We start from the raw sequence: 16,370 nt of genomic DNA, 5'->3' as shown, positions 1-16,370 counted from the left end.
GTGGCATCTCCCCTGGCCGCTACGACGAACAATTGAATTAAGTAGCGGCGTGCAAATGATATGGGCGACGGCACCCCTACCCTTCAAGGGTGTATGCGCCATACCGGCAAACTTTTTGCCGATTGCCCCACCAAACTCATTCTCGCGCCCGAGCCGCACGGACTCGTGGCAAGTTCAGCGCGACCTTCGCCTTACCCACGGCGGTGCGTGGGCCAGTAGAGAAGGCACCATGCCACTTGCACCGTCCCGTACCTCGGAGTTTTCCGCCGCGACAAGGCTTTCCGGCCTTCGTGAGCGCCCTGCATAGGCCATGGTGGTGACGGCAACGGGTGAACCCCTCAACCGCCCAGACCCTACATGGGGTACCCCTCTTGGTCCGGGCCTTGCATCGCCCCCCACCCTGGGACCCCGTCGAGGGGGTGGACACCCCCTCCCTGACAACCCCGCTTTTTGGCGGGAGCCCCACCAAAGTCATTCGCGCGCGCATGCAGACCCCTCCGTTGAGGGTGACTGGGGGTGTGGTGTCAGGGGTCCTGATGGGTCCGGCCTCGGCGAAGATTTGCCCCCGAGGACAATAGGAACCGAACACCCCCAGTCGTAGCCTTGCGCTTCCCTTTTAGGAGGCCCAAGGCCATGAGCTTTGACGACGATCTGGCCAGCGTGGCCGACGCCCTGGCATCTGCGATCGCGATCCTGGCAGCGGTCTCTCAGCCACCCGAAGTCGCCACCGCGTTTCGGAAGCACGTCGCCGCCCTTGCGATGGCGAGCGGCGAGACGGATGCCGTCAAGGCGGGACTCCTCGATGCGATCGCAGGCCGGCTGGACGCGCTGATCGACTAGGCGGCTCACGATCCGGACTTCCGCTCGACACAAGACCCCTCGTCCGCTGTGCAGACCAGGTCCTCCGAAGCGTCCCGACGGGGTGTCCGGATCCCTCGGCCCGTGTCGCAAACGTTTGCGGTTTCGCCACCACGACCGATGGGCTCAGGGGAGGCAGCCGCAGGGCCGCCGGCGCCACCCTCGCCGTCCCCACCTGGCTTGCGCTTCCCCACCTTGGATCTCCTGCGGTCACGCAGCTCTTGCTCGTGGAGCGCGCATCGAAACTGGCCAGGCTCAAGCCGCGTGGCGCACCTACCTCCACTCGCCTTGAAGGCGTTGCACTTCGGCATGTCGCGCTTCGCTCGCTTTTCGCGCCGGACGGCCTTGGCGGCGAGGAAGAGTTCCTCCCGGAGCGACGAATGCTGATCCACGAGAGCTCGCACGGCTTGGCCAAGCTCTTGCGCTAGGTATTTCAGTTCGTGAGCGCCGAGGCGCGGTTGTTTTGACGTGGGCATGGGGACTCCAGGGTCTAAGAGCGTTCGGTCTAGGGATCCACGAAGGCCGTCTGCGCGCCGCGCCAGAGGCAATGAACCCGCCCGATGTTTCCGTGGCGGTTCTTCACCACGTTGATCTCCGCCGGCGCGTAATCGGCGGCGGGATTCGAGAGGTCGCGCCAGAGCGTCATGATCTGGTCGGCTTCCTTTTCAATCTCCGAACTGTCAGCCAGGTCGCACATGAGCGGTCGCTGATCGGGCCGTTTCTCGACCTCGCGGCTTACTTGCGCCAAGGCGACAACTGGTATGCGGAGCTCGCGCGCTAGGTTCTTCAGGGATTTCGCGATTGCACCGATCCGCTCATGCCTTGGCGATTTGGCCATGGCGGCGTTTTCGAGCTTCTGAAGGTAGTCGACGTACAGCGCGCGAATTCCAAACTGGTGCTTCCAGCGACGGGCCACGCGCGCGACGTCGGCGATATCGGGAGAGCTTCGATCGTAGATGCGAATGGGGCGATCGCTGTAAGCCCTGACGGCCTCCGTAAGTCCACTCCATTGGTGGTCTTCGATACGTGCAGTGCGCAGCTTGCCCACGGACACCGACGACCCGGTGGCCATCCAGCGCAATCCGACCTGTTCGTGCGGCTGCTCTGCGGAAATCAATCCGACGGGACAGCCATGGCTTTGTTGGTCAATGCTCCCGGCGAGCACCATGCCGAGCAGAAGGCCCGTCTTGCCCATGGCAGGYCGCGCGCCCACGACGATGAGGTCTGAGTCGTGCAGGCCTCCCAATGCATCGTCCAGACCCGCCAGGCCCGTCGGGACCCCAACCAGTGCGCCTCCCGCTTCATGGGCTGCCAGGACTTGGCCCCACGCCGCGGACATGGCGCTCTTGGCCGTGTGCTCGCACTCGCGCTCATCAGCGAACAGGTCCATGAGCTCAGAGATCGCGCGATCGACGGCGCCCTCTTCGCGACGGCTCGTTGCACTTCGCAGATCGTCGGCAATGCGACCTGCTTCGCGACACCGCCATCCCTCGATTACCAGCTTCGACTTGTAGCCAGGATTGCTGCACGCGAAAAGATCGCGATCGCACGCCAGGCGCATGGCCAGATCCCGGATCGATATGCGCCCATCCCGTTCCGCAGCCTCACTGATGATGATGAAGTCCGCAGGGCTGCCTTCGAGATTGTGCCGGATGACGTAATCCCACAATTCGGCGAAGGCCTCGGAAGTGAAGTGCCGCGATTGCAGGGGCATCTCCGCCAGCGAGGAAGGACGAACCAGCACGGTGTGGAGCAACTGTTGCTCAACCAGAACAAGGCCATCGTCGCGGCTCATGCGCGCAGCTCCGGCAGGGACGACGACGCGAGGAGTGGCGATTGCCCCAGCTTCGCCCAGTCGTCCCGAATGGCATTCATCAATGCCTCGTCCCAGTCTACGTACGTGTAGCCCTTGGCCCTGGCATGGCCCACGAAGTGCTCGAAGCGTTCTTCGAGTCGAGAGACGCCCTTATCGCCGGCCCATCTCCGAACGCGTTCAGAGATGCCGAAGTTGCTGGGAACGGATGTCTTGTGCTTTTTCGAGCCAGTCGACGAGTGAGACTTTTCGGATGTTTCCTTTCCCTTCCCTTCCTTTCCCTTCCGTTCCAACGACGAATCCTCGCTAGAGTTCGCGACTGTCCCGTGAGTAGTACAGGAGGGCTCCGGGAATTGCGGCTTGCTTGGTTTGTCGATTCTCTGATGCGTCAGCCAGTTGCAAATTTCCAGAAACGCCGAACCGCCAACTTCATAGCGGCGAATGCAACACTCGCGCTCTAGTTCATCGAGCCAGCCGCCAATCAGCGCCCTGGCATCTTCGTCGTAAGGGAAGAGTGTGCTCGCGAGCATTCGCGAGGCTGCGCGAGTCCTCCCGTGGTCATCGCAAATCGGCCAGAGCATCACGAACAACAGGCGTGCGTCGCGTGAGACTCGGCCCATGCTCTCGGACTGCGGAAATTCGGGTTTGATGGTTCGAATACGAGCCATGCAGTTGCCTCGAATCTGTTGATGGCGTTCCGGCAGCACTGACGCGGCCAGAACGACAAGAGGTGTCAGGAGAACGGGGGGGCGCGCTCGCGGCGCCACTGCTCGTCTAGAGATCGCCTGCGTGCGACTAGACGCGCATGCGTTCGAACGTCGTACTTGGTCACCGGTGGCATGAGGTCGTCAACGGCCTGAGCCGCAGTGAGTCGTCGCGCTTCTTGGGGTCGGCCATGGCTCAACCCTCCTGCGCGTTGGGAGAGCGCGACGCCAAGGCGAGTACGTCGCCAGCGCGCCAAAGGGTTGCACCACCCACCTTCACGCCATGGGGCGCAACGCCGGTTTGACACCAAAGCCACCACGTTGAGGGAGACACACTGAGCAGCCCGCGGACGGACGCGCGAGCGCGCCGCGGCCCCCTGCCTGATTCGCGGTTACGACGAGCTTCTTCTTCTGACACGGGGCGACGACCGCAGATGTCAGCGACCCGCAGAAACGCCTCGGGGTGGATGGGATCAGTCGACGGTAAAGCTACGGCAGCCATATCACACTCCTTCGGTGGGATTGGCTGCGATTAGGCTCTCGTCATATCCAGCTGGTCACTGCAATTGCATTGATTTGCAATTTGCAATTTATCGCTTCGCTGCCAGACCGGCTCGCTTTCGACCTACTGCGATCTTTCCGGCAACGTTCCTGGACGAGATTCCGCGCACATTTGGATAGTGATGGAGAAGTGCATCGATTACGGAATTCTGCGACTCGTACACGGACAGCCTCGTACCCGCATCCGTAGTCGTCAGCATCAAATCGACCAAGCAAGCGATAACGGTTGCGTCATCCGGCTTTCCGGACGCGTCCCCGTTTACTTCGGACGGCATTGACATCCCATCAAACGCCGCATCAAGTTGATCAGCGACCCATCGGAGTGCGACCAAGCGAGATTCCTTGTCATTACGCTCAGCTCGTCCCATTTCTTCTTTGAGCCGCGATCTCAGCCCCGTAATTCGCGCCAGGATTGGCCAAAAGTGCGCGCCATTTTTCTGTTCCTCCAGATGGGCGGCCACAAACGCTGACTTCTCAAGCAAATGGAGCAGGTCAAAAGCATCGATGTATCCTCGGAGGCCAAACTCATCTACAAAGGCCTCCAGCTTCTCGACAGAGGCAGGAAATCTCAACGCAGGATCAGAATAGATACCTGTCGGGTGATGCGCCAATGTTGCGCGCTCGTTCGGCGTAAGGTCGATGTCTTCCGCTGGAGGGATTACAAAAACACCCTCCGGCTTCACGATGAGCGATGGCAGCCAATCCAGAGGCTTATCGATCTGAAAAAGTTTGACGAAATCGGTGTAGCTCAACTGAATCGACATCAGCTTTCGCTCCGTTGCTGCAGACGTCTCGCGCGTAACCTTCGCAAATTCAACCCAGCCCTACTCGCACTGCTTGCGGCGCACCACGCAATGCCTCGTCAAGATAGTCGGCCCACTCCTGCATCATCTTGCGACGCTGATCGAGATAAACCGCCTTGTTGTACGTGCCGCGTATTTCATCGGGATCACCATGTGCGAGCTGACGCTCGACCCAATCTGGTTCGAACCCCTTCTCGTTGAGCGCTGTGCTTACTAGGTGCCGGAATCCATGCGCCGTCTGCTTGCCGCTGTAGCCGATTGCCTTTAACAATCCGGTGACCGCCCCATCACTCAGTGGTTTGCGCCAATCATTGCGACCGACGAAGACGTATTCGAATCGACCCGTAATTGGCTGGAGATGAAGCAGGGCTTGTATCGCCTGCGACGGAAGCGGTGTGACGTGCGCGTAACCGCGCTTCATGCCTTCCCTACCTTTTGGGATTGTCCAAAGCCCTTCCTCGAGATCGAGCTCGGACCACTTCAGCGACCGAGTGACGCCCGGACGATTTGCGGTCCATAGGCCGAGCCACGCACACGTCTTGACCAACACGGAGCCCTGATAGCCGTCCAGCGCCCGAAGAAACTTCGGCAAGTCGTCGATGCTGAGGTGTGCGTGGTTGCGCGGCTCCGGTTGGAATAGCGCGATCGATCCGAGGTGAATGGCCGGGTTATTTGCAGTCAGACCCTTCGCGATCGCGAACGAAAAAATCGCGTTGAGCCACTGCCGGCTCTTCTTGGCCACATTGAATGCTTTGCGGCCTTCTATGCGTTCGAGCACCACACCCAGCTCAAGGGGGGTGATGTTGGCCAACGGACGTTTGCCAAGCGGTGGAAGTAGGTCCTTGTCCAGATACTGCTGAACCTTCTCGAGAGTCGCTGGCTTCCATCGCGGCGTGTTGTGCCCTACCCAGGCTGCAGCCGCGAAACCGAATGTCTGTGCCTCGGCATGGCGGAGCGCCAACTTCTGGGCCCGACGATCTTCGGAAGGATTGGTTCCCTGTCGTAAGAGGGAGCGAGCTTGGGAGGCGCCAGCCTCGGCCTCCTTCAGCGACACCTCGGGGTACACACCGAGGCTCAACATCTTTTCCTTTCCTGCGAAGCGGTAACGAAGTCGAAAGTACTTGCGACCGTCCGGATTCACGATCACGCAAAAGCCGCGACCGCCTGACAGCTTGTAGGCCTTCGCCTTGGGCTTGGCGTTGCGAATTCCTAGATCGCTCAGCTTGCCTGTCATGTTCGACAAATGGCCAATCCAAGGACGCTACCCCCTCTTCTACCCCTATCTACGTTCCGATTCCATAGGACAACATCGGATTCTGATAAGTGGTAGACAACAAAAAACCCCGCATTTCGACGGGGTTTTGGGTGGCATGTCGGACTGCGATGGACGGCGTCGGACTTCTGTTTGGTGCCCGGGAGAGGACTCGAACCTCCACGATTTTACTCGCTAGTACCTGAAACTAGTGCGTCTACCAATTCCGCCACCCGGGCAGGTGGGCGCGTATGGTGCGGTGCGGCGGGGCCGATGTCAACGCGTTGGCGCATGATTTTGGGCGCCCTCGCCCGGGGGCGCATCGCCCTCGTAAGCCAGCGGCAGGGAGACGGTTGCGCGCAGGCCCGGGTGGTTGTCGTCGAGGACCACGCGGGCGTGGTGGCGCACGGCGATCGCGCGGACCAGGCTCAGGCCCAGGCCGCTGCCGGACGTGCCGCGGTGGCGTTCGCCCCGGTGGAATCGATCGAACACGCGGTCGCGTTCGTTCTCCGGGATGCCGGGGCCGCGGTCGCCCACCGTGATGCAGGCGTGGTTGCCGGTGCGCGTGACCGCGACATCGACACCGGTGTTCGCGGGCGCGTACTTGATCGCGTTGTCGAGCAGGTTCACGACCAGTTGGAACAGTTGGTCGGCATCGCCGCGCACGTGCAGGGGCGCCGTCGCGAGGGACAGCGCGATGCCCCGCTCGGCGGCGATCGGTTCGTAGAGATCCAATGCGTCGCTCGCCAGTTTGGACAGGTCGACGGTGGCCTCGTCCTCGATGCGCGCCTGCGCTTCGATGCGGGCCAGCCGCAGCAATGCGCCGGAGGCCTGGAGGAGCTGGTCGGCTTCGGCGATCGCCGGTTCGAGCGCTTCGGGCTCCACCGATCCCTGGTTGCGCAATTGATCCAGCCGCGTGCGCATGCGGGTGAGCGGCGTACGCAGGTCGTGCGCGATGTGGTCGGTGGCTTCGCGCACGCCGGCCAGCAGCGCTTCGATGCGGTCGAGCATCGTGTTGAACCGCAGCGACAGGCGATCGAAGGCATCGCCCGTGCCGTCGACGGGCGCGCGCAGGTCGATTTCCCCCGCGCCCACGCGCATCGCGGTGGCGTCGAGCGATTGCAGGCGGCGCGCGACCCATCGCGCGGTCATTGCACCGATCACCAGGCCGAGCAGGACCGCGATCGCCAGCGCCGCCAGTGTCGTGCGCGCCATCAGGGCGAGGAAGCCGCTTTCCGAACGCAGGCGCAGGCCGGTGGCGACGACCACGCCGGGCGCCAGCGTCGTGCGTTGGACGAGGACGCGCGTGTTGTCCTGGTCGCGCGCTTCGCGCCAGCCATCGCGCGCAGGCACGCTCGCGGGCGGCGCGTTGGTCGCGACCGCGCGGCCGTCGAACCAGGCGGCGTACAGGGCATCGGGTTCGTCGGGCGTCGCGATGCGATCGCGCACCGCGTCGGACAAGCCCGTGCGCCCGCCGTCGCGCCAGGCATCACGCAAGCCATCGCTCTCGGCGACGATCGCTTCGCGCGCATCGCGGATGAGCAAGGTCGACACCGCCGCGTACACCGCGCCACCGAGCAGCGCGAACCCGAGCAGGAACGACACGCACACCGCGAAGGCCAGGTGCCCGCTGGTCGAACGCAGGGCGCGCCCGAGATTCACGCGTCGCCGAATCGATAGCCCGCGCCGCGCACGGTGTGCAGCAGCGGCGTCGCTTCGCCGTGGTCGATCTTCTGGCGCAGGCGGCTGATGTGCACGTCGATGACGTTGGTCTGCGGATCGAAGTGGTAGTCCCACACTTGTTCGAGCAGCATCGTGCGCGTGACCACGCGCCCGGCCTGGCGCATCAGCGCTTCGAGCAGGCGGAATTCGCGGGGTTGCAGGTCGATGCGGCGCGGGCCGCGTTGCGCCTGGCGGCGCAACAGGTCGAGTTCGAGGTCGGCGACCTTCAGTTTCGTTTCCGCTGCCGCGGCGCCGCCGTCGTTACGGCGCAGGATGTTGTCCAGGCGCGCGTTCAATTCGGCGAACGCGAAGGGCTTGCACAGGTAATCGTCGGCGCCCGCGCGCAGGCCTTCGACGCGATGGTCGACGTCGCCCAGCGCCGTAAGCACGATCGTCGGCACGCGGTTGCCGGCGCCGCGCAGCGTGCGCAGCACGGTGAGGCCGTCGAGCGCGGGGAGCATGCGGTCGAGGATCAGGGCGTCGTAGGGTTCCGTGGTGGCGAGGAACAGGCCCTGCTTGCCGTCGGCGGCGTGGTCGACGGCGTGTCCCGCTTCCTTCAGGCCCTGTCGGAGCCAGGCGGCGGTGTCGGGGTCGTCTTCGATCAACAGGATGCGCATCGCCGTCTCCTTCCGGCCCGAGCATACCGCCGGGCCGGGATGTGGACGTGCGCATGCGATGGCCCGGGCGGTCGCGACGGTGCGGGGTCAGGGGATCGCCGCGCCGCCCGGGGTCGCCTCGGGGATCACTTCTTGGCGGCAGCCTTGGTTTCGGACTTCATTTCCGACTTCGACCACTTCTCGCAATGGCCGGTCTTGCCCTGCTTTTCGCAGGTGCGCTTTTCGTGATGCTCGGACTTGGCGGTCGTGGACTTGGCGGGCTGCGCGGCGGTGGAAGCGGCCTGCGGCGTGGCCGCGAAGGCCGAACCGGCAACGGCGCTCATGACGAGAAGCATCAGGGCTTTGCGGGCGATCATGGCGGAACTCCTGTGGATGTGGGCGATGGATATCGCAGGACCAAGGCTGCGCCCCGGCGGCTTGCGGGCCGGTTGCCCGAACATGAAACATTCTTCATCCGGCGGCGGCGGGTACACTTCCAAGGACTCGCCACACGCAGCAATCGATGAACGACACCGTCCGCCCCGTCTTCCACGGCTTCGAACAGATCCCCCTCCGCGAATACGCCGAACGCGCGTATCTCGACTACTCCATGTATGTCGTGCTGGACCGCGCCCTGCCCTTCCTGGGCGACGGGCTCAAGCCGGTGCAGCGCCGCATCATCTACGCGATGAGCGAGCTCGGGCTCAACGCCGGGGCCAAGCCGAAGAAATCCGCGCGCACGGTCGGCGACGTGATCGGCAAATACCACCCGCACGGCGACTCGGCCTGTTACGAGGCGCTGGTGCTGATGGCGCAGCCGTTCTCGTATCGCTATCCGCTGATCGAAGGCCAGGGCAATTTCGGTTCGAGCGACGATCCCAAGTCCTTCGCGGCGATGCGTTACACCGAATCCAAGCTCACGCCGATCGCCGAAGTGCTGCTGGGCGAATTGGGCCAGGGCACGGTCGACTGGGTGCCGAACTTCGACGGCACGCTCGACGAACCCTCGTGGATGCCCGCGCGCCTGCCGCACCTGCTGCTCAACGGCACGACGGGCATCGCGGTCGGCATGGCCACCGACGTCCCGCCGCACAACCTCAACGAAGTCGTCGCCGCGTGCATCCGCCTGCTCGAGGATCCCGACGCGACCGTGCGCGACCTGTGCGAACACATCCGCGGCCCCGATTACCCGACGACGGCGGAAATCATCACGCCGGCCAGCGATCTGCTGTCGATGTACGAAACGGGCCTGGGCAGCGTGCGCGCGCGCGGCACCTTCGTGAAGGAAGCGGCGAACATCGTCATCACCGCCCTGCCCTACCAGGTGTCCTCCTCGAAGGTGATCGAACAGATCGCCGCGCAGATGCGCGCGAAGAAGTTGCCGTGGCTGGAAGACATCCGCGACGAATCCGACCACGAGAATCCCGTTCGCGTCGTGCTCGTGCCGCGCAGCAACCGCGTGGACGCCGAACAGTTGATGGGCCATCTGTTCGCCACGACGGACATCGAACGCTCCTATCGCGTCAACCTCAACGTCATCGGCGAAGACGGCCGCCCGCAGGTCAAGAACCTCAAGCAGCTGCTGTCCGAATGGCTGGTGTTCCGCACCAACACCGTCGTGCGGCGCCTGCAGCATCGCAAGGAACGCGTCGAACGCCGCCTGCACTTGCTGGAAGGCTTGCTGGTCGCGTTCCTCAACCTCGATGAAGTCATCCGCATCATCCGCACCGAAGACGAGCCGCGCGATGTGTTGATCGCGCGTTTCGCGCTCAGCGAAGACCAGGCCGACTACATCCTCGACACGCGCCTGAAGCAACTGGCGCGCCTCGAGGAAATGAAGATCCGCGGCGAGCAGGACGAGCTCGCCAAGGAACTCGAGAAGATCCTCAACACGCTGGAAAGCAAGGCCAAGCTGAAGAAGCTGGTGAAGGACGAGTTGCTCGCCGATGCCAAGAAGTTCGGCGACGCGCGGCGTTCGCCGCTGGTTGCGCGCGATGCCGCGCAGGCGCTGGACGAAACCGAACTGGTGCCGAGCGAACCGATGACGGTCGTGCTCAGCGAGAAAGGCTGGATCCGCGCGGCCAAGGGCCACGATGTCGATGCGGCCGGCTTGTCGTATCGCGAAGGCGACGGCTTGCTCGCCGCGGTGCGCGGGCGCAGTACGCAACAGGTGGCGTTCCTGGATTCGACGGGGCGCAGTTATTCCACCCTCGCCCACTCGCTGCCGAGTGCGCGCGGCAATGGCGAACCCTTGAGCGGGCGCTTCACGCTCGCATCGGGTGCGTCGTTCCAGGCGATCGCGAGCGGCGATGACGAAACGCGCTTCGTGCTCGCGTCCACGCACGGCTACGGGTTCGTCACGAAGTTCGTCAACCTCACGGGTCGACAGAAGGCCGGCAAGGCGATGTTGTCGCTGACGCCGGGCGCGAAGGTCGTGCAGCCGGCGCAAGTCGGTTCGGTCGAAAGCGATCGCGTGGTCGCGGTGACGAGCGCGGGTCATCTGCTCGCGTTCCCGGTGCGCGATCTGCCGGAACTCGACAAGGGCAAGGGCAACAAGCTGATCGAGATCCCGAAGGCGAAGCTCGGCACCGAACGCGTCGTCGCAGTGGCCGTCGTGCCGCCGGGCGGCAAGCTCTCGGTGAAATCGGGCTCGCGTTCGATGACGCTGTCGTTCAAGGAACTCGACGACTACGTCGGAGCGCGTGCGTCGCGTGGCGGTCTGTTGCCGCGCGGTTGGCAGAAGGTCGACGGGCTGGCGGTCGAATGAGCGAAGAGCTGCTGCGCGATCGCGAGAATTGGTTGTCGCGTTGGCGCGAGGGGCGGATCGGTTTCCACCAGGAAACGCCGTCGCCCTTGCTGGTCGAATGCTGGGATCGCATCGGTGCGCCTGAAGGCGCAACGGTCTTCGTGCCACTCGCGGGGAAATCGGTCGACATGCCGTGGTTGGTCGAACACGGGCATGCGGTGTTCGGCGTGGAGCTTGCAGCGCTCGCGGTGGAGCAGTTTTTCGCCGAGCAAGGTTTGCAGGCGGATGTCGAGCAGTCGTCGAAGGGCGCGCTGTGGCGTTCGGGTCCGATCGCGCTTTTGAACGGCGATGTGTTCGCGCTCGATGCGCAGGATCTGGGTGCGTGCACGGCGTTCTTCGATCGTGCGGCGATCATCGCGTTGCCGGAGGGTCTGCGTCGACGTTATGCGCGTGAGGTGTATGCGCAATTGCCGCGCGGATGCGTGGGCTTGATGGTCACGCTCGAATTTCCGCAACACCAGAAGCCGGGCCCGCCTTTCTCCGTTCCCGAAGCGGAAGTGCGGGAATTGTTCGAGCCCGGGTGGGATGTGGAACTGCTGGTCCGACGCGACATCCTGGCCTACCAGGACTCTTTCCGGAACGAAGGCGTGACCGCGCTGCACGCGGTCGCGTATCGACTGCAACGGCGCTGAGGCGCGCCGCACCAAAGGGGCCTGCATGCGGCGCTGGATCGTCCGGATCGCACTGGGGTTGCTCGGGTTGTTGCTGATCGCGCTGCTCGCCGCATGGCTGGCGATGCGCGCGAGCCTGCCGCCGCTGGACGGAACGCAATCGCTGCCCGGGCTTTCGGCGCCGGTGACGATCCAACGCGATGCGCTCGGCGTGGTCACCATCGATGCACGCAACGAAACCGACGCGCTGCGCGCACTCGGCTACGTGCACGCGCAGGAACGCTTCTTCGAGATGGACCTGATGCGGCGTTCGGCGGCGGGCGAGTTGTCGGGCCTGTTCGGCGACATCGCGCTGGGGGTCGACAAGGCCGCGCGCGTGCATCGGATGCGGGCGCGCGTGCACGAGCGACTGGACGAGATCGCGGGCGACCGGCGCGCACAACTCGATGCGTATACGCAGGGCGTGAATGCCGGCCTGAACGCATTGTCCGCGCGCCCGTGGGCCTACCTGGTCCTGCGACAGCATCCGCAACGGTGGCGCGCGGAAGACACGCCGCTGGTCGGCTACGCGATGTACTTCGATTTGCAGGACGCAGCCAACAAGCGCGAACTCGCCTTGTGGAAACTGCAGTCGCACGTGCCGCCGGCGCTGTATGCGCTGCTCACGCACGACGGGACGAGTTGGGATGCGCCGATCACCGGTGCGCCCACCGGCGACGCGGTGTTGCCCGGTCCGGATGCATTGAATCTGCGCGATCTGCCGGTTCCGATGCTCGCCTCGCTGCACGCCTTGCCCGATCCACCCGCGATCGGCAGCAACAACTTCGCCGTCAGCGGCGATGCCACGCGCGACGGCCGCGCGATCCTCGCCAACGACATGCACCTGGCGCTGCGCGCGCCGAACATCTGGTTCCGCGCGCGTTTGCGCTATCCCGATGCGCGCGCCGAAGGCGGTCGCGTCGATCTCAACGGCGTCACCCTGCCCGGCATGCCCGCGATCGTGGTGGGCAGCAACGGGCATGTGGCGTGGGGATTCACCAACGGCTACATCGACAACGCCGATTGGGGACGCCTGGTGAAATGCGGCGACGCGCGCTATCGCATCGGTGGTGCGTGCGTGCCCTTGACGGCGCATCGCGAACGCATCGACGTTGCAGGCGGCGCGCCGGTCGACATCGACGTCGAAGAATCGCCGTGGGGGCCCGTGCTCGCCGAAGCCGAGAATGGCGACGCACTGGCGCTGCGCTGGTCGGCGCACTTGCCGGGCTCCTTGCGATTGGCGTTCATGGACATGGCGTATGCGCGCGATGTCGACGACGCGTTGCAGCGCGCGAATCGCGCCGCGATTCCTGCCCAGAACCTGCTGGTCGCCGGCAAGAAGGACATCGCGTGGCGCGTAATCGGGCCGTTGCCGCAACGCATCGCCGGCTGCGACGAAACCATGCCCGATGCGGGGACGTGCGCGCCCTGGGGAGTGCGGCTGGATGCTTCGCCCGTGGTTGCGCGGCCGATTTCGGCGCGCTTGTGGAGCGCGAACGCGCGCGTCATCCAGGATCGTCCCGGTGCGGCGCGCCTGTACGACGGCAACTTCTGGCTCGGCGTGCGCGCGAACCGGATCAAGCACGATCTGTTCGAGCGTCCGCAGTTCGACGAACGCGCGCTGCTCGCGATCCAGCTCGACGATCGCGCCGTGTTCCTGCAGCGCTGGTGGGCACTGCTGCAATCGCAGGCGAAGGCCGACGGCACGCCAGCGTTGCATGCGCTGGCGGAGGCATCGCGCACATGGGAAGGACGCGCGGAGCCATCGTCGGTGAGCTTCCGCATCGCGAAGGCGTGGCGGCGCGCGGTGCACGATCGCCTCGCAGACGGGCTGACCGCGCCGGCGCGGGCCGAGCTCGGGCAGGACTTCACCATGCCGCAGATGCCGCAGTTCGAAGGCGTTGCCTGGCCGCTGGTCTCGCAGCGGCCGATGCATCTGTTGCCGCGGCGCTACAAGACCTGGACGGCATTGTTCGAGGATGCCGCGAAAGACGTGCGCGCCGATCTCGAACACGAAGGCCCGCTCGCCGAACGCACCTGGGGCGAGGCGAACACCGCGCGCATCTGTCATCCGCTGGCGCGCGCCTTGTTCTTCGCGCGCAGGTTGTTGTGCATGCCCGCCGAACCGCTGGATGGCGATGCGACGACGCCACGCGCGCAATCACCGGACAACGGTGCCTCCGAACGCATGGTCGTCTCGCCGGGCCACGAAGCCGACGGCATTTTCCACATGCCCGGTGGGCAGAGTGGCAATCCGCTGTCGCCGTATTGGGGTGCGGGGCATGAGGACTGGGTGCAAGGGCGGCCGACGCCGTTTCTCCCGGGTCCGACGGAACACACGTTGACGCTGAAATAGCGACGTTTCGTCTGTAACAGCCGGCGGAATCCAAGGAGGGTTGGGGGCACCGCGCCACTACGATTCGGCGGCGTTTCCCTCCCCCCAAGGATTCGAGCATGACCAAACTGAAACTGATCGCGCTGGCGCTCGCCATCGCGCCGGCCACCGCGTTCGCGAGCGATGGCCGCGGCTTTGCCTTCACTGCCGGCTACGGCAGCCTCGACGGCGGCGGCAATCCGCTCGCGGGCCAACCGATTTCCATGCCGGGCCCGCTGGCCACCATCGACCACGAGGACGGCGACGATGTGTGGAGCCTGTCTGCCTCGTGGTTCGTCAACGACCATTGGGCCATCGAAGTGTGGACTGCGCCGGACGCCAAGCAGTCCGTGCACATCGACACCGAATTCGGCCCGGATATCCACCTGGCCTCGTACAACACCTCGCCCGTCACGCTGATGGCGCAGTACCACTTCGGTGGCATGGGGCGCATCACGCCGTTCGTGGGCGCCGGCTGGCACTGGACCAACGTCGGTAGCGTGGCCACGAACCCGACGTACGACGAACTCGTGGGCCTGGATCTGTCGGGCGACAACGGCTTCGCCGCCGTCGCCGGCCTGGATGTCGCCATTGCCAAGGGTTGGTTCGCGCGCGGCGATGTGCGCTGGATGGATTCGTCGACCGATGTTTCGTCGATGGAAATCCGCAAGAAGTCGGTCAAGGCCGACAAGGTGTTCTACGGCGTCTCGATCGGCTACCGCTTCTGAGTGATACGCGCCGGCTCGCTAAGCGAGGAGCCGGCGCATCAGGGCCAGGTAGACATCGGGGAGCGCCTGGAGGTCGGCGATCGACACGTGTTCGTCGACCTTGTGGATGCTCGCGTTCACCGGCCCGATCTCCACGCATTGCGCTCCCAGCGGCGCGATGAAGCGCGCATCCGACGTACCACCACCGGTGCTCTCCTCCGGCGCGAAGCCGGCGACTTGCGCGAGCACCTCGCGCGCCGCTGCACGCAGCGGGCCTTCGGGCGTGTGGAAGGGTTCGCCGCCGCGATGCCAATGGATCGCGTAGTCGAGCGCGTGCTTGCGGAAGATCGCTTCGCACTCGGCTTCCAACTTCTCCGCGCTCCATCGCGGATTGAAGCGCAGGTTGAACAACACCTGCATCTCCCCGGGTATCACGTTGTTCGCGCCGGTGCCGGCGTGGACGTTGCTGATCTGCAGGCTGGTGGGCGGAAAGGTTTCGAAGCCGTCGTCCCACTTGCGAGCCACGAGTTCGGCGAACGCGGGCAGCGCCTGGTGGATCGGGTTGCGCGCCTTGTCCGGATACGCCACGTGCCCCTGGATGCCGCGCACCGTCATGGTCGCCGATAAAGTGCCGCGGCGGCCGACGCGCAGCAGGTCGCCGAGTTTCGCCTTCGACGACGGCTCGCCCGTCACGCACCAATCGATGCGTTGCCCGCGTTCGCGGAACACATCGGCGACGCGACGCACGCCATCGATGGCGTCGCCCTCTTCGTCCGAAGTCACGAGCATCGCAACCGTGCCGCGGTGCGAAGGATGCTCGGCGACGAAACGTTCCAGCGCGACGACGAAGGCCGCGACGCTGCCCTTCATGTCGGCCGCGCCACGGCCGTACAACGCCCCGTCGCGTTCGGTGGGAACGAAGGGATCGCTCGCCCACGCTTCGCGCGGGCCCGGCGGCACGACGTCGGTGTGGCCGAGGAAGACCAGCACCGGGCCTTCGCTGCCGTGGGTCGCCCACAGATTGTCGACGTCGCCGAAGCGCAGCGATTCGCACGCGAAGCCTGCGCGCGACAAACGTTGCGTAAGCATCGCCTGGCAACCGGCATCGTTCGGCGTGACGGACTTTCGTTCGATCAAGGCCTTCGTCAACGCGAGCACGTCGCTCACTTGCGCACCCCGAAACGCAGCTTGAAACCGCTGTCGGTGAATCCCTGCGTCACCGTGCCATCGTCGGTCACGACGACCGGGCGGCGGATCAGCTGCGGATATTCCTTCAGCAACAACTGCCATTCCGGGTCGCTGGCCGGGGTCTTGCGGGCCGGTGGCAGTTCGCGCCACGTGGTCGAAGACTTGTTGATCAACGCCTCCCAACTCCCTGCCTGCTGCGCCCAACCGGCGAGCGTGGCGGCGGACTGGCGGCGGTCGCGATAGTCGACGAACGTGTGTTCGATGCCGAAGCGCTCCAACCAGTTGCGCGCCTTCTTGCAGGTATCGCAGTTGGACAGGCCGTAGAGAGTGGTCATT

15 protein-coding genes and 1 tRNA gene are annotated in these 16,370 nt (G+C 64.8%); 5 read left to right on the top strand and 11 right to left on the bottom strand.

Going from position 1 to position 16,370, the window contains the following annotated elements:
• Positions 1-136: 136 nt before the first annotated feature.
• Positions 137-475, bottom strand: a complete 339-nt coding sequence (locus tag AC1DOM_RS06390) for an HGGxSTG domain-containing protein (RefSeq protein WP_498961933.1) — start codon at positions 473-475, stop codon at positions 137-139.
• 158 nt (positions 476-633) lie between these two features.
• Between AC1DOM_RS06390 and AC1DOM_RS06385 the strand changes: the two genes are divergently transcribed.
• Entirely contained in the window at positions 634-840 is a 207-nt protein-coding gene (locus AC1DOM_RS06385) for a hypothetical protein (RefSeq protein ID WP_498961406.1), read from the top strand.
• A 523-nt stretch (positions 841-1,363) separates the two neighbouring features.
• Here the strand turns inward: AC1DOM_RS06385 and AC1DOM_RS06380 are convergent.
• From AC1DOM_RS06380 to AC1DOM_RS06345, 8 genes are all read right to left on the bottom strand, one after another.
• A complete protein-coding gene (locus AC1DOM_RS06380; RefSeq protein ID WP_498961404.1) occupies positions 1,364-2,653 on the bottom strand; it encodes a replicative DNA helicase in 1,290 nt (429 codons plus the stop codon).
• Complete coding sequence (locus AC1DOM_RS06375; protein ID WP_498961402.1) at positions 2,650-3,378, bottom strand: hypothetical protein; 729 nt, start codon at positions 3,376-3,378, stop codon at positions 2,650-2,652. The genes AC1DOM_RS06380 and AC1DOM_RS06375 overlap by 4 nt, the downstream gene beginning before the upstream one ends.
• Positions 3,379-3,965: 587 nt before the next feature.
• Positions 3,966-4,700, bottom strand: a complete 735-nt coding sequence (locus tag AC1DOM_RS06370) for a hypothetical protein (protein ID WP_498961400.1) — start codon at positions 4,698-4,700, stop codon at positions 3,966-3,968.
• A gap of 49 nt (positions 4,701-4,749) precedes the next feature.
• The gene (locus tag AC1DOM_RS06365) at positions 4,750-5,973 is read right to left on the bottom strand and encodes a tyrosine-type recombinase/integrase (RefSeq protein ID WP_498961398.1); all 1,224 of its coding nucleotides are present in this window, start codon (positions 5,971-5,973) and stop codon (positions 4,750-4,752) included.
• Between the two features lie 172 nt (positions 5,974-6,145).
• A tRNA-Leu gene (locus tag AC1DOM_RS06360) sits at positions 6,146-6,230 on the bottom strand.
• Between the two features lie 37 nt (positions 6,231-6,267).
• Complete coding sequence (locus tag AC1DOM_RS06355) at positions 6,268-7,653, bottom strand: sensor histidine kinase (protein WP_498961396.1); 1,386 nt, start codon at positions 7,651-7,653, stop codon at positions 6,268-6,270.
• Complete coding sequence (locus tag AC1DOM_RS06350) at positions 7,650-8,330, bottom strand: winged helix-turn-helix domain-containing protein (protein WP_498961394.1); 681 nt, start codon at positions 8,328-8,330, stop codon at positions 7,650-7,652. Before AC1DOM_RS06350 ends, AC1DOM_RS06355 begins: the two co-directional genes overlap by 4 nt.
• 125 nt (positions 8,331-8,455) lie before the next feature.
• The gene (locus tag AC1DOM_RS06345; RefSeq protein WP_498961392.1) at positions 8,456-8,686 is read right to left on the bottom strand and encodes a hypothetical protein; all 231 of its coding nucleotides are present in this window, start codon (positions 8,684-8,686) and stop codon (positions 8,456-8,458) included.
• Positions 8,687-8,832: 146 nt separating this feature from the next.
• Between AC1DOM_RS06345 and parC the strand changes: the two genes are divergently transcribed.
• The 4 genes from parC to AC1DOM_RS06325 all read left to right on the top strand — a co-directional run bounded on the left by parC (position 8,833) and on the right by AC1DOM_RS06325 (position 14,867).
• The gene (gene parC / locus AC1DOM_RS06340) at positions 8,833-11,076 is read left to right on the top strand and encodes a DNA topoisomerase IV subunit A (RefSeq protein WP_498961390.1); all 2,244 of its coding nucleotides are present in this window, start codon (positions 8,833-8,835) and stop codon (positions 11,074-11,076) included.
• Complete coding sequence (locus tag AC1DOM_RS06335; RefSeq protein ID WP_498961388.1) at positions 11,073-11,747, top strand: thiopurine S-methyltransferase; 675 nt, start codon at positions 11,073-11,075, stop codon at positions 11,745-11,747. The genes parC and AC1DOM_RS06335 overlap by 4 nt, the downstream gene beginning before the upstream one ends.
• Positions 11,748-11,772: 25 nt before the next feature.
• Positions 11,773-14,121 (top strand): penicillin acylase family protein, encoded by a 2,349-nt coding sequence (locus AC1DOM_RS06330; RefSeq protein WP_498961386.1) that lies wholly within the window; start codon positions 11,773-11,775, stop codon positions 14,119-14,121.
• A gap of 98 nt (positions 14,122-14,219) precedes the next feature.
• Complete coding sequence (locus tag AC1DOM_RS06325; protein WP_498961384.1) at positions 14,220-14,867, top strand: OmpW/AlkL family protein; 648 nt, start codon at positions 14,220-14,222, stop codon at positions 14,865-14,867.
• A gap of 18 nt (positions 14,868-14,885) precedes the next feature.
• Here AC1DOM_RS06325 and dapE read toward each other — a convergent pair whose 3' ends face one another.
• The gene (gene dapE / locus AC1DOM_RS06320; RefSeq protein ID WP_498961382.1) at positions 14,886-16,013 is read right to left on the bottom strand and encodes a succinyl-diaminopimelate desuccinylase; all 1,128 of its coding nucleotides are present in this window, start codon (positions 16,011-16,013) and stop codon (positions 14,886-14,888) included.
• The gene (locus AC1DOM_RS06315; RefSeq protein ID WP_498961380.1) at positions 16,010-16,369 is read right to left on the bottom strand and encodes an arsenate reductase; all 360 of its coding nucleotides are present in this window, start codon (positions 16,367-16,369) and stop codon (positions 16,010-16,012) included. The genes dapE and AC1DOM_RS06315 overlap by 4 nt, the downstream gene beginning before the upstream one ends.
• Position 16,370: the final 1 nt, after the last annotated feature.

The sequence above is a fragment of the Lysobacter sp. P5_B12 genome (genome assembly GCF_056400425.1).
The sequence above is the reverse complement of the archived record's forward strand: the minus strand, read 5'-3'. Positions and strand labels throughout refer to the sequence as shown.